Consider the following 12,040-nt stretch of genomic DNA (forward strand, 5'->3'; position numbering starts at 1 on the left):
TTGAAATTCTCATTTCAAATTCTTAAATCTCAAAATCTCTTTTATGCTATTTATTACATAATTTATCTCATCGTTATTGATTACATAAGGTGGCATAAAATAAATCGTATTGCCAAGTGGTCTTAAAAGTAACCCATATTCAAGTGCTTTTAGATATACTTCAAGCCCAAATCTAGGATTAAAATGCTCTATATCAAATGCAAACACCATTCCTTGATGCCTAACATTTCGCACACTCTTAAATTCAGCAAATCCTTGCCAAAGTGAGTTTATATACTCGCTTTTGATTTTATTTTGATTTATAACATTATCTTTAGTAAATATATCCAAAGTTGCATTCGCAGCAGCACAAGCAAGTGCATTTCCTGTATAGCTATGTGAATGCAAAAACGCCTTGTATTCGCTATATGGAGCATAAAATTCATTATAAATTTCATCATTTGTAATTACTACACTAATTGGCAAATACCCACCGCTAAGCCCTTTACTAAGGCATAAAAAATCAGGCACAATTTCACACTGCTCTAAAGCAAACATAGTCCCGCTTCTTCCAAATCCAACGGCAATTTCATCAAAAATTATATCAATATCATAAGATTTTGCTAACCAACAAGCCTTTTTAATAAACTTAGCTGAATACATATTCATTGAACCTGCACACTGAATTAAAGGCTCAAGGATAAAGGCATTTATGTTTTTATGCTCTTTTTCAAGCAATTTCTCAAGCTCTTTTAATTCATTTTCATAATCTAGCCCACTTGGTGCAGGAGTGTTTAAGCATTCAAGCAAAAGTGGTTTATAAGTCTTTTTATAAAGCTCAACATCGCTTACGCTTAGTGCAGCTATCGTTTCTCCGTGGTAAGAATTACTAAGTGATAAAAATTTGTTTTTTAATTTTCCTTGCAAAAGATTTTTATGAAAACTCATCTTAAGTGCTACTTCAACAGCACTTGAGCCATTATCAGCATAAAAGCATTTATTAAGCTTAGTTGGTAATAAATCAGTAAGTCTTTTTGATAATCTTATAATGCTTTCGTGAGAAAATCCAGCCATTATGATATGCTCTAAGGTGTTTAATTGCTCGTAAATTTTGCTATTTATATAATCATTGCTATGTCCGAAAAGATTTACCCACCAAGAGCTAACGCAATCAATATATGATTTATCATTAAAATCATATAAATACACACCTTTTGCCCTTTTTATAGGGATTAATGGCACAAATTCGTGCTCTTTCATTTGCGTGCAAGGATGCCAAATATGTGCTAAATCAAGTTTTACTAATTCTTCTTGCATTTATAACTCCTTTATAAATTTTAATTAAAATTATTATAAAGGATAAAAATGCAAAACTTATTAAATGAATTAAAAAAAGAAAATAATTTTAGAGAACTAAAAAGATTTAAAAATGATGGTAAATTTGTGATTTTTAATGATAAAAGACTGCTTAATTTTGCTAGTAATGATTATTTAGGAATTGCAAGTAGCGGTGAGCTTGAACGAGAATTTTTAAAAAATCATTTTGCACTTAGCTCAAGTGCTAGTAGAAGTCTTGGTGGCGGTGGAGATGAATACTTTTTGTTTGAAGAATACTTATCATCTTTATATAAAAATGAAGCGCTTTTATTTAGCAGTGGGTTTTTGCTAAATTATAGTTGTTTAAGTGCTTTAGCTACTTTAAAAAATACGCTTTTTTTAGCTGATAAAAAAGTTCATGCAAGTATCATTGATGGCATAAAGCATTCTAATTTTAAACGCTTTAAACACAATGATATAAATGATTTAGAAAAATTATTGCAAACGAATTTAAATTATGAAAAAATCATAATAATTTGCGAGAGTTTATATAGTATGGATGCAGATTTTGCACCACTTGATAAGCTTTTAGAGCTTAAGAAAAAATATAAAAACATTATGCTTTATGTTGATGAAGCACATAGTATTGGTTCACTCGGCATTAATGGGCTTGGACTTGGATATTTAAAAGATATTGATTTTTTAGTTCTTACATTTGGCAAAAGCATTGCTAGTATGGGTGCTGCGATGATTTGCTCAAAAGAAGCAAAAGATTTTTTTATAAACAAGGCTAGGGGGTTAATTTATTCAACCGCTTTACCGCCTATTAATGTAGCTTATTCACATTTTGTGTTTTCAAAATTGGCTAATTTTGATAAATTAAGAGAGCATTTACAAAATCTTAGCTCATATTTAAACGAGTTGCTAAAAGATAAAATAAAGGGCGTTAGTTATATAAAAATGATAGTTTTAGGAGATAATGAAAAAGCTAATTTTTACTCGGCAAAACTTATGCAAAAAGGCTTTTTTGCTCCAAGTATTAAAACTCCAACCGTGGCTATTAAAGATACAGGAATAAGACTATCAATAAATGCTAGTATGGATTTTAGCGATTTAGATAATTTTGCTAAGGCTTTTTATGAAATTTGAGTTTTTACATAAAAATAATTCTAGTGATTTGGTGTTATTTTTCGGTGGTTTTGGCTTTTTACCGAGTGCTTATAATTTAGCTTCTAAAAATGATGTTTTAATGGTTTATGATTATTTGGAATTTGATTTAGGATTTTTAGAGATTTGTAAAACTTATAAAAACATTAAACTAATCGCTTTTTCAATGGGTGTTATGGTGTCTTGCAAGTGCGATTTAAGTTCGCTTAATATCGTGCAAAAAATAGCGATAAATGGCACTATAAAAGGTATTGATGATGAGTTTGGAATTAGCGAAAAGCTTTTTAAAATTACGGCTAAAAGATTTGATAAAGAAAGCTTTTTAAATAATTGTGGCGGGATAAATAAGGCATTTAATCAAAATCCTAAAGATGAGCTTTTAAGTATTATAGAAATTTCTAAAAAGCCTTGTATTTGGCAAGATTATGATTTGGCATACTCATCAAATGATGATAAAATTTTCCCACAAAATGCACTTTTAAAAAGCTTTAAAAATATTAATAAAATCAATGCTTCTCATTTTTGCTTTGATGAGTTTTTAAGCTGGGATGAAATATGAAAAGTTTTTTAAGAGCAAAAGATACTTATTTTAAAAATGCTATCGTGCAAAATGATATGAGAGAAGTTTTGCTTAGCGAAATAAATGGGCGTTTTTGTAGGGTGCTTGAGCTTGGCTCAAATAGGGGTGAGTTTAGCAAAATGGTGGCTAAAAAGATAGAATTTAGCGAGTTTTATTGCGTGGATATTAATGATTTTAGCTGTGATTATGGCAAGGAATTTATTTTCGTAAAGCACGATTTAAGAGATTTTGAAAACTCATTTTTAGCTAAAATGGATTTTGATTTAGTTATTTCAAATGCGTGTTTTCAGTGGCTTGATTTAGCAAAATTAATAAATGAAATTTCTAAATCAAATTCTAAGCTAATTTTTAGCACTTTTGGAGTGAATAATCTTTGGCAAATTAAAGAACATTTTGGCGTAGGGCTTGAGTATTTAAATATTGATGAAATAGAGCGGATTTTAAAGCCGTATTATAAAAATATAAAGATTTTTGAGAAAGATTATGAGCTAAATTTTAGCTCAAGTATTGAGCTTTTTAGGCATTTAAAACTTAGTGGAGTAAATGCCTTTAGCGGGGTATTTTTAGGTAAAAATGATTTAAAAATCTTTAATGATAAATATCACAATACCTTAAACTACCACGCCATTTTCGTTAGTGCTAATAATTAAAAAAATAATGTAGAATTAAATAAAAATATCAAGAAAGAAGAATATGAGTAGAAAAATAATATCTTTATTTTCAGGTGCTGGTGGTCTTGATTTGGGGTTTTTAAAAGCTGGATTTGAGATACTTGTAGCTAATGAATATGATAAAAGTATATGGGAAACCTATGAAAAAAATCATAAAGTAAAGCTTATAAAAAAGGATATTAAAGATGTAAAAATTGATGAACTTCCAAAATGTGATGGTATTATCGGTGGACCTCCGTGCCAATCTTGGAGTGAAGCAGGAACATTGAAGGGTATTGATGATCCTAGAGGACAGCTTTTTTATGAATATATTAGAATTTTAAAAGCCTTAAAGCCTAAATTTTTTTTAGCTGAAAATGTAAAAGGTATGATGTCAAAAAGACATAGTGAAGCTGTGAAAAATATAATTTATGAGTTTGAAAATGCTGGTTACGATGTATTTGTAAATGTTGTAAATGCAAGTGATTATGGAGTAGCTCAAGATAGGTTAAGGGTTTTTTACGTAGGTTTTAGGAAAGATTTGAATTTAAGATTTATTACACCATTACCATATAAAAACAAAATAACTTTTAAAGATGTAATATATGATTTAAAAGATAGTGCCATACCTGCTTTAGATAACAATAAATCGAATAGTGATAAATGTAAAATACCGAATCATGAATATTTTATAGGTTCTTATTCTAGTATTTTTATGAGTAGAAATAGGGTTCGAACTTGGAACGAGCCAGCATTTACCGTTCAAGCTTCTGGAAGACAAGCTCAATTACACCCACAAGCTCCAAAAATGCCAAAAGTGGATAAAAATAAACATATCTTCAAAGAAGGTTTTGAGAGTTTATATAGAAGACTTAGTGTTAGAGAGTGTGCTAGAGTTCAAGGTTTTGATGATAATTTTAAATTTTATTACGATAAACTTGAAGATGGTTATAAAATGATAGGTAATGCTGTTCCGATTAATTTAGCTTATGAAATGGCAAAAGCTATCAATAATTTGCTAAAAGGAGTTTAATGAGTAATAAAAGTAATAATCAAGGAAGAGCTTATGAATTTGCTTATTTAATTAATTTAGAGTATGAAATAGGCAAACATAGAAAAGTAAAAGTGATTGAAAATAGCAGTTACAAAGCAGCTAAAAAAGCTTGGGATAGTTTAAATGATATTGAAAAAGATATGTATAAAACTAGCGCCTTAGCTGGAATAGGCAAAATTTTTGAACTAGAACCATTGATTTTAGAAAATAGTAATGATGAGGTGGAGCTTTCAATTCAATCAGATGATAAAGGTAAGGATGCTGATGTAAGAGATGTTTTAATAAAAAGAAATGATATTAGTTGGGAAATTGGACTGAGTATTAAGCATAATCATTTTGCTGTAAAACATTCAAGATTATCAAAAAAATTAGATTTTGGTCAAAAATGGTACGGGTTTAAATGTTCTGATAATTACTGGAATGAGATTAAACCAATTTTTGATTTTTTAGATAATAGCAAAGGCTTAAAATGGAGCGAATTGCATAATAAAGATGATGTATATATTTCATTATTAAATGCTTTTAGAAACGAGATATTACAACAATACGCTTTAAATCAAGGAAAAGTTGCAAAATCTATGGTGGAATATTTATTAGGAGAATTTGACTTTTATAAATTAATAAGTATTGATAAGAAACAAACAACTCAAATACAAGCTTATAATATGCACGGAGATTTAGGCAAGAAAAGTCAAGTTGAAGTTCCTTTGGTATGCTTGCCAAATCAAATCATTTATTTAGATTTCAAAAAAGATAGTAAAAACACACTAGAGCTTTATTTAAATAATGGGTGGCAATTTTCATTTAGAATTCATAATGCTTCTACTATGGTTGAAAGTAGTTTAAAGTTTGATGTTCAAATTATAGGAATGCCAGTTAGTGTTCTTACAATAAATTGTATTTGGCTTTAATACCCCATTAATGGGGTATTTTTACAACTCTTAGCTACTTCATAGCCACTTTTTAAGATTAGTTCTACATTCTTTATATTTTCTTCGCTTTTTGTGGTTAGATAATCTTCTAGCACGATTTAAAATATAGCTTTACTAACATTTGATTTAGATATTTTGCTAATTTTATTATAATGGTATTGTTTAAAATATATAAATATTTATTTTAAGTTGAGCTTTTTAGGCATTTAAAACTTAGTGGAGTAAATGCCTTTAGCGGGGTATTTTTAGGTAAAAATGATTTAAAAATCTTTAATGATAAATATCATAATACCTTAAACTACCACGCTATTTTCGTTAGTGCTAGTAAATGATTTACTCAAGTTCTAAATTCATTTAGTTTTGAGTTTAATTTTTCTGTAATATTGCTAAGATGATTTGCTGCCCCTGCTATTTCTTCTACACTTCTTGCGTTTTCGTGAGTTATTTTATTAATATTATTAACTCCTGATAATATATCATCCATAACCTTGCTAGTGTTTATATAATCATCTACGGTTTGATTTGAAATTCCTATTACATTATTCATAGCTTCATTCATATCGTTCATAGTTTTTTGAGTATTATCAGCTAATTTTGTCAGTTCCCCAATGCTTTTTGCATTTAGGCTCATTTGACCACTTGCATCTTCTATACCTTGCGTTATAACACTTATTGTTGCGTTTATTTCTACTAATGAATGCTGGGTTCTTTCTGCTAATTTTCTTACTTCATCAGCTACTACGGCAAACCCACGCCCATGCTCTCCTGCTCTTGCAGCTTCAATTGCAGCATTTAGTGCAAGTAGATTGGTTTGGTCTGCTACATCATTTATCATTTCTAAAATAGATTTAACATTATCAGCATCTTGACTAAGTCTTACTATCTTATCTGATACTTCAGCTTCTAAATTCGCACTTTGCATAATTTTTGTATTTAATTCTGAAATAGATTTATTTACATCATTTATATATTTTAGAGCATTTACTAATTGGTTTTTACCATCTTCTGCAGCTTTAACTCCGATTGCTAGAGTAGAGTTTGCACTATCTCCTTTATTAGCTACATCTCTTACTATCACTGAGCTTTGCTCAACACTTTGACCTGTATTTAAAGAACTTTGAGAAAGCTCATTTGCTACACTAGCATTTTCGCTACTTATATTTTTAGCATCTACGATTAATAATCTAACTTTTTCTATAAAATCATTAATGGCTTTACTTGTTGCTGCTATTTCATCTTTACCATTTACAGGTAATTTTTGAGTTAAATCCCCATCTCCACTACTTAATTCAGTAGCTCTACTTGTAAGATAATTAAGTGGTTTAGAGATTTGAAATAATACAAAAAATATCAATATCGCAAGTATTATTATCCCAATAATCACTGCGTATGTTATGAATTTAATTCCAAATTCATTTATGTGAGAGTTCATATCGTCGTTGATTTTTTGTATTTCTTTCATTCCTTCATCTAAATCCACGGTGCAAGCATAGATAATTCCCATGCCTATATCTTTTTGAGCGTATATTAATACATTTCTTTCTTTGTTAATCATAGAATCAAAAAACTTAGTTTTAACATATCCACCATCTGGGTTTGCTGATGATTTGATTAAATCTTGAATAAAGTATTTTCCATAAATATCTTTGTCATTTATATGATTTTTACCAATTCTTGCTTGAACATAATGAACTAGGTAGGTTCCATCTTCATCCATTGCGAAAAAATTCACTAATTTATTATGTAAATCCATATTGCTTAAGTATTTTATGGTGTTATTGTATGATACTTCTTTACTAATGCCTTTACTTTTTAAATCTAAATATAACTGGTCTGTCATATGATTTACACTATATACAACGCTTTGAGCAGTTTTTAAAGCATCGTCTAAGACTAATTTTTCAATAGATACATCAGTATCATCACTAATTGATTTCATCGCACTATTTGATAAATAAATCATACTAGAGCATAAAATCACTAAAGACACAGCAATTATAATTGCTAATTTTTGAGATATTTTCATTCTCATTCTCCTATTGATAATAATTTCTAAATTAAGCTCCGTATATTAGCATAAAATTTACTTTTTATTCTTAAGCCTTTAAATATCTATATAGCAATGATTTAATATGTGTCAATGGGGGGGGTATCTTAAGTTGTAACAAATAAAATAAATATTAATTTAATAGTATTTTGAATTTTTTAAAAAAAATATAAAAATTTTTATATAAATTATTTATGGAATTTGGATTTAAAATTCAAATTCCATAAAATTTTTAACAACTCTTAGCTACTTCATAGCCACTTTTTAAGATGAGTTCTACATCTTTATGTTTTTCTTCGCCTTTTGTAGTTAGATAATCTCCTAGCACGATAGCGTTTATCCCTGCTTCAAACATAGCTTTAAAATCATCTTTAAATGCAAATTCTCTACCACCTGCAGCCATTAGTCTTGTATTTGGTAGTTTTTCTTTTGCAAGTTTTATTATATTAATAGCTTCTTCTTTGGTGATTTCTTTAGCTTTTATTTTTAAAGCTTCATTTTTTATATAAAAATTAATTGGACTTGTGTGTGGCTTTAAAGTCGCAAGAGCGTCAAGTAATTCAGCTCTTTGCTCATCACTTTCGCCTAAGCCAAAAATCCCACCACAGCAAATGCCAAGTCCAGCATTTATAGCGTTTTGATTAGTTTCATATCTTTCTTCATAAGTATGAGTAGTGCAGATATTTTTAAAATTGCTTTTGGCGGTTTCTAGGTTGTGATTATAACTATCTATTCCATGCTCTTTTAAAAATACTAAATCCTTATAACTAGCTCTTCCATTGCAGCCAATTAGGTGTAAATGTAAGCCACTTTCTTTAATAGCACTTGCTGCTCTTGCAATAAAATCTAGCTTTTTACTATCAATTCCACGACCAGAAGTAACAAGGCAAAAGCCTAAAGCACCAGCTTCACTAGCTATTTTTGCTTCGTTTAAAATAGTATTAATATCCTTATAATCATATACATTAATATTTGTATTATAATGCTTACTTTGGGTGCAATACGCACAATCTTCGCTACAATTTCCACTTTTTACATTGCAAATTGAACATAAAAATATTTCTTTCATTTTATATCCTTTACTTGTTAAAATACAATTTATTCTAACTAAAAAGGATAAAAATGTATATATGTGGCATTCATACTGACGCTGGTAAAACTCATTTATGTGTTGCTTTGTGTAAAGCTTTTAATTATTCTTATTTTAAAATAGTTCAAGCAGGTTGTAATAAAGATAGCGATATTTTAAAGCGTTTTGTAAAGAACGTAAAAGTTCATAAAGAAGGGATATTTTTAAATACTCCTGCATCACCACACATAGCAAAAAAGGTTGATAATATTGAATATTCTATAAATGATTTAATCTTGCCTATTGATGATAAAATGATTATTGAATTAGCTGGGGGTCTTTTTTGTCCTATTGATGATAATTTAACTATGATTGATTTTATGAAAAAACATAAGCGTAAAGTGATTTTAGCTGCTAGGAATTATTTGGGTATGATAAATCATACGATTTTAAGCATAAAAGCATTGCAAGATAATGGTTTTGATATTGTTTGTGTTGTGATGATTGGCGAGATTGATACTAGACTTGATGAGTTTATTTATAATTATACGGGCGTAAATATAGCTCATTTAGAGTATTTTGATGAGTTTAACATAGATGAAAAGATACAAGAATTTAAAAATGAAATTGAAAAATATTTAAGGAGTTAGTTTTGGAAATAATTTATGTGATTTTGGCTATTTTGTTTTTAGTAATTATTATGGTTATTTTTACTTATAATTCTTTAATAGCAAGAAGAAATGATGTAAAAAATACTTATTCAAGTATTGATGTTGAGCTTCAGCAAAGATATGATTTAATACCTAATTTAATATCTTCTATAAAAGCTTATTTTGAATACGAAAAAGATACTTTAGAAAATATTGTAAAACTTAGAGAAAATGCTATGTATTCAAATAATACTAAAGAAAAATTTGCTTTAAATAACGAACTAAGCAAAGCTTTAGGGAATTTAAATATCAAACTTGAAAATTACCCTGATTTAAAAGCAAACTCAAGTGTTAATAATCTTTTAAGTGCTTTAAAAGATTGTGAAGAGCAAATTAGTGCTGCTAGAAGAGCTTATAATTCAGCAGTTACAAGTTATAACAACTATTGCGAGAGTTTTCCAAATAATTTAATAGCTAATGCTTTTAATTTTATAAAAGCTGATTTTTATGAAGTAAAAGATGAAATTAAAAGCAATCCTAATGTAAAAGATTTATTTAAATGATTAAAACATTAAAACTTATTTTTATAGTTTTAGTTGTTTTTGCATTTTATAAATTATGTTTAGCAATAGATGATTATTATATTAGTAAGGATATGAATTTAATTCATTTTAGTCATTTTTTATATTTAATGGTATCTTTAATATTACTTGCTTTATTAATTTATACTCTTAATCTTTTTTTATATGTATTGCCGTTTTTTTATAAACATAATTTCGTTTTGATTGAAGATAAGGAAAAATATAAAGATACATTAATAGCTTCTGATAGGGCTTATATTTTTAATGCTTATAGAAAAAATGGTTTAGATATTTTGTTTTGTTCTTTTTTAAAAGTTGATAGTATAGGTATGTTTGATGTTAAGATTAAGTATTTAAGCATTGATTTTTTTGGAACTTATATAAGGGTTAAGAAAAAAATTCATAATAATTTTGGTATTTTTGCTAATAGGAGATTGTTATTTTTATATTTTAATAATGGAATTTTATTTAATCAAAAGATTAGTTATTTGAGTGATAATGTAGAATTTAATAAAAAATTTATTTTATATCCTAGCGATATGGTTAAGGATTTTAAATTTTTAAATCCTAAAAAATTAAGAAATATCGTAACAGCTGCAAAATATATAAATCATAGATTTAGTGTGATTTATGGCGATGAATATTTAGAAATTTATATTCATAATTTTTTATTTTCTTCTAATATTGAGAATGAATTTAAAAGTGTTTTAAGAATTATAAAAGAATTTAATGAGGCAAAATGATAGAGTTTTTAAAAGTTTTTAGAATAATTTGTATTGTGTGTTTGGCAATATATTTAATTTGGGGTATTGCTAGGCAATTTCAAAATATTTATATAATGTTTATTTTGATAGTATTTATTATAATTTCATCATTTTTTATTAGCTATATTCAGTATAAAAATATAATCAAACCATTTTTCATTAGCAATAGTTTTAATGAAATATCAAATATAAGCGATATTAGAAAAGGCATAATAAATAGTGAAAGTTTAAATATAGAATTTGCTTATAATAAAGATGATTTAGATATTTTAAAGGTTAATATTAAAAACACTTACTACACACAAAAAGATAAAAAAAGAGAAAAAGATATTTTTAAAGGAATTTATATTCGTAAAAAAAATATAAAAATGAAAGATTTTATAATAGTTAGTAATAGCGATATTAAGGATATTTTAGGAGTTAAAGAGCCTTTAATTTTACTTGATAATGTAGATTTTAATAAATATTTTAAATTGTATTCTAATAATAATTTAGAAGTTTTTAAATTCTTAAATCCTAAGAAATTAGATATTATTAGTAATAATGCAAAACTTATTAATCACAAAATAAGTCTTTTTTATAAAGATAATTATTTGCATACTTATATTCATAATTTTTCTTTTAGTGAAAATATTGAAAAAGAATTTAAAAGCATAATAAATATTGTTAACGAGTTTTAAAAAATGTGAGAATTTGAAACACGAAATTAAAAGTATATGCTATTATAAGTTATAATTTTATTTTTGTTATATTTATAACATTAAAATTGTCAGAATTTTATATCAGGAGAGAAAATGAAAAGAGAAGAAATAAAAGAATTAATAGATATGTTTGCTCAAGCAAATATAGGCAAAATCAAAATCAAAGAAGGCGATTTTGAAATTAGCTTAGAAAAGCAAGGAACGGTTGTTGAATGCGCACCAATTCCTGCAGTAATGCCACAAAGTGCTCCAGCACCAATCAATGTAAATGTAGTAAATGAAGCACAACCTGCTAAAAACACTCATCCAGCAATTACAAGCCCAATGGTAGGAACATTTTATCAAGCACCAAGTCCAGGGGCAGCTAGTTTCGTAAAAGTTGGTCAAACAGTGAGAAAAGGCGATACAATTTGCATTATTGAAGCTATGAAAATTATGAATGAAATTGAAGCTGAATTTGATTGCAAAATCGTAAGCGCTTTAGTAGAAGATGGACAACCTGTGGAGTATGGAACAGAATTATTTGCAGTTGAAAAACTATAAGTAGGT

The 12,040-nt window shown here is 27.5% G+C and carries 13 protein-coding genes and 1 pseudogene; 10 read left to right on the plus strand and 4 right to left on the minus strand.

Features of this window, described 5'->3' with window-relative positions; all coding sequences use genetic code 11:
* Positions 1–9 precede the first annotated feature (9 nt).
* Positions 10–1,296 carry an adenosylmethionine--8-amino-7-oxononanoate transaminase gene (locus tag AVBRAN12654_RS02190; protein ID WP_336608809.1) on the minus strand — a complete coding sequence of 429 codons (1,287 nt, stop codon included), beginning with the start codon at positions 1,294–1,296 and terminating at the stop codon, positions 10–12.
* A gap of 48 nt (positions 1,297–1,344) precedes the next feature.
* Here AVBRAN12654_RS02190 and AVBRAN12654_RS02195 point away from each other — a divergent pair, with 48 nt between their 5' ends.
* From AVBRAN12654_RS02195 to AVBRAN12654_RS02215, 5 genes are read left to right on the plus strand one after another with little or no spacing between them, the layout of a single operon-like run.
* Positions 1,345–2,445 carry an aminotransferase class I/II-fold pyridoxal phosphate-dependent enzyme gene (locus AVBRAN12654_RS02195; RefSeq protein WP_336613850.1) on the plus strand — a complete coding sequence of 367 codons (1,101 nt, stop codon included), beginning with the start codon at positions 1,345–1,347 and terminating at the stop codon, positions 2,443–2,445.
* Positions 2,435–3,022, plus strand: a complete 588-nt coding sequence (locus tag AVBRAN12654_RS02200) for a pimeloyl-ACP methyl esterase BioG family protein (RefSeq protein ID WP_336608807.1) — start codon at positions 2,435–2,437, stop codon at positions 3,020–3,022. Before AVBRAN12654_RS02195 ends, AVBRAN12654_RS02200 begins: the two co-directional genes overlap by 11 nt.
* Positions 3,019–3,693 (plus strand): methyltransferase domain-containing protein, encoded by a 675-nt coding sequence (locus AVBRAN12654_RS02205; RefSeq protein WP_336613851.1) that lies wholly within the window; start codon positions 3,019–3,021, stop codon positions 3,691–3,693. Before AVBRAN12654_RS02200 ends, AVBRAN12654_RS02205 begins: the two co-directional genes overlap by 4 nt.
* 43 nt (positions 3,694–3,736) lie before the next feature.
* Complete coding sequence (locus AVBRAN12654_RS02210) at positions 3,737–4,726, plus strand: DNA cytosine methyltransferase (protein WP_239803574.1); 990 nt, start codon at positions 3,737–3,739, stop codon at positions 4,724–4,726.
* Complete coding sequence (locus AVBRAN12654_RS02215) at positions 4,726–5,658, plus strand: HaeIII family restriction endonuclease (protein ID WP_239803575.1); 933 nt, start codon at positions 4,726–4,728, stop codon at positions 5,656–5,658. The genes AVBRAN12654_RS02210 and AVBRAN12654_RS02215 overlap by 1 nt, the downstream gene beginning before the upstream one ends.
* A gap of 358 nt (positions 5,659–6,016) precedes the next feature.
* Here the strand turns inward: AVBRAN12654_RS02215 and AVBRAN12654_RS09505 are convergent, their stop codons facing one another.
* From AVBRAN12654_RS09505 to AVBRAN12654_RS02225, 3 genes and pseudogenes are all read right to left on the minus strand, one after another.
* Complete coding sequence (locus AVBRAN12654_RS09505) at positions 6,017–6,757, minus strand: methyl-accepting chemotaxis protein (RefSeq protein ID WP_442862312.1); 741 nt, start codon at positions 6,755–6,757, stop codon at positions 6,017–6,019.
* 117 nt (positions 6,758–6,874) lie between these two features.
* Positions 6,875–7,711: pseudogene (locus tag AVBRAN12654_RS09510) on the minus strand (HAMP domain-containing protein); the annotation flags it as partial.
* Positions 7,712–7,958: 247 nt separating this feature from the next.
* The gene (locus tag AVBRAN12654_RS02225; protein ID WP_214117065.1) at positions 7,959–8,795 is read right to left on the minus strand and encodes a biotin synthase; all 837 of its coding nucleotides are present in this window, start codon (positions 8,793–8,795) and stop codon (positions 7,959–7,961) included.
* Positions 8,796–8,848: 53 nt separating this feature from the next.
* Between AVBRAN12654_RS02225 and bioD the strand changes: the two genes are divergently transcribed.
* The 5 genes from bioD to accB all read left to right on the plus strand — a co-directional run bounded on the left by bioD (position 8,849) and on the right by accB (position 12,034).
* Complete coding sequence (gene bioD / locus AVBRAN12654_RS02230) at positions 8,849–9,445, plus strand: ATP-dependent dethiobiotin synthetase BioD (protein WP_336607843.1); 597 nt, start codon at positions 8,849–8,851, stop codon at positions 9,443–9,445.
* 2 nt (positions 9,446–9,447) lie between these two features.
* Positions 9,448–10,008: a LemA family protein gene (locus AVBRAN12654_RS02235; RefSeq protein ID WP_336613853.1), complete on the plus strand. Its 561-nt coding sequence runs from the start codon at positions 9,448–9,450 to the stop codon at positions 10,006–10,008.
* Positions 10,005–10,769, plus strand: coding sequence for a DUF3137 domain-containing protein (locus AVBRAN12654_RS02240; RefSeq protein WP_336607842.1), 765 nt, complete (start codon positions 10,005–10,007; stop codon positions 10,767–10,769). The genes AVBRAN12654_RS02235 and AVBRAN12654_RS02240 overlap by 4 nt, the downstream gene beginning before the upstream one ends.
* Complete coding sequence (locus AVBRAN12654_RS02245; RefSeq protein ID WP_336613854.1) at positions 10,766–11,470, plus strand: DUF3137 domain-containing protein; 705 nt, start codon at positions 10,766–10,768, stop codon at positions 11,468–11,470. The genes AVBRAN12654_RS02240 and AVBRAN12654_RS02245 overlap by 4 nt, the downstream gene beginning before the upstream one ends.
* A 114-nt stretch (positions 11,471–11,584) precedes the next feature.
* Positions 11,585–12,034: an acetyl-CoA carboxylase biotin carboxyl carrier protein gene (gene accB / locus AVBRAN12654_RS02250; RefSeq protein ID WP_214118793.1), complete on the plus strand. Its 450-nt coding sequence runs from the start codon at positions 11,585–11,587 to the stop codon at positions 12,032–12,034.
* Positions 12,035–12,040: the final 6 nt, after the last annotated feature.

This window comes from Campylobacter sp. RM12654 (assembly GCF_020137585.1).
Classification (GTDB): domain Bacteria; phylum Campylobacterota; class Campylobacteria; order Campylobacterales; family Campylobacteraceae; genus Campylobacter_E.

Excerpts from the sequence above, each read along its gene's own strand:
- AVBRAN12654_RS02190 (WP_336608809.1), bottom strand. The coding sequence starts at position 1,296 with ATGCAAGAAGAATTAGTAAAACTTGATTTAGCACATATTTGGCATCCT.
- AVBRAN12654_RS02195 (WP_336613850.1), top strand. The coding sequence starts at position 1,345 with ATGCAAAACTTATTAAATGAATTAAAAAAAGAAAATAATTTTAGAGAA.
- AVBRAN12654_RS02200 (WP_336608807.1), top strand. The coding sequence starts at position 2,435 with ATGAAATTTGAGTTTTTACATAAAAATAATTCTAGTGATTTGGTGTTA.
- AVBRAN12654_RS02205 (WP_336613851.1), top strand. The coding sequence starts at position 3,019 with ATGAAAAGTTTTTTAAGAGCAAAAGATACTTATTTTAAAAATGCTATC.
- AVBRAN12654_RS02210 (WP_239803574.1), top strand. The coding sequence starts at position 3,737 with ATGAGTAGAAAAATAATATCTTTATTTTCAGGTGCTGGTGGTCTTGAT.
- AVBRAN12654_RS02215 (WP_239803575.1), top strand. The coding sequence starts at position 4,726 with ATGAGTAATAAAAGTAATAATCAAGGAAGAGCTTATGAATTTGCTTAT.
- AVBRAN12654_RS02225 (WP_214117065.1), bottom strand. The coding sequence starts at position 8,795 with ATGAAAGAAATATTTTTATGTTCAATTTGCAATGTAAAAAGTGGAAAT.
- bioD (WP_336607843.1), top strand. The coding sequence starts at position 8,849 with ATGTATATATGTGGCATTCATACTGACGCTGGTAAAACTCATTTATGT.
- AVBRAN12654_RS02240 (WP_336607842.1), top strand. The coding sequence starts at position 10,005 with ATGATTAAAACATTAAAACTTATTTTTATAGTTTTAGTTGTTTTTGCA.
- AVBRAN12654_RS02245 (WP_336613854.1), top strand. The coding sequence starts at position 10,766 with ATGATAGAGTTTTTAAAAGTTTTTAGAATAATTTGTATTGTGTGTTTG.
- accB (WP_214118793.1), top strand. The coding sequence starts at position 11,585 with ATGAAAAGAGAAGAAATAAAAGAATTAATAGATATGTTTGCTCAAGCA.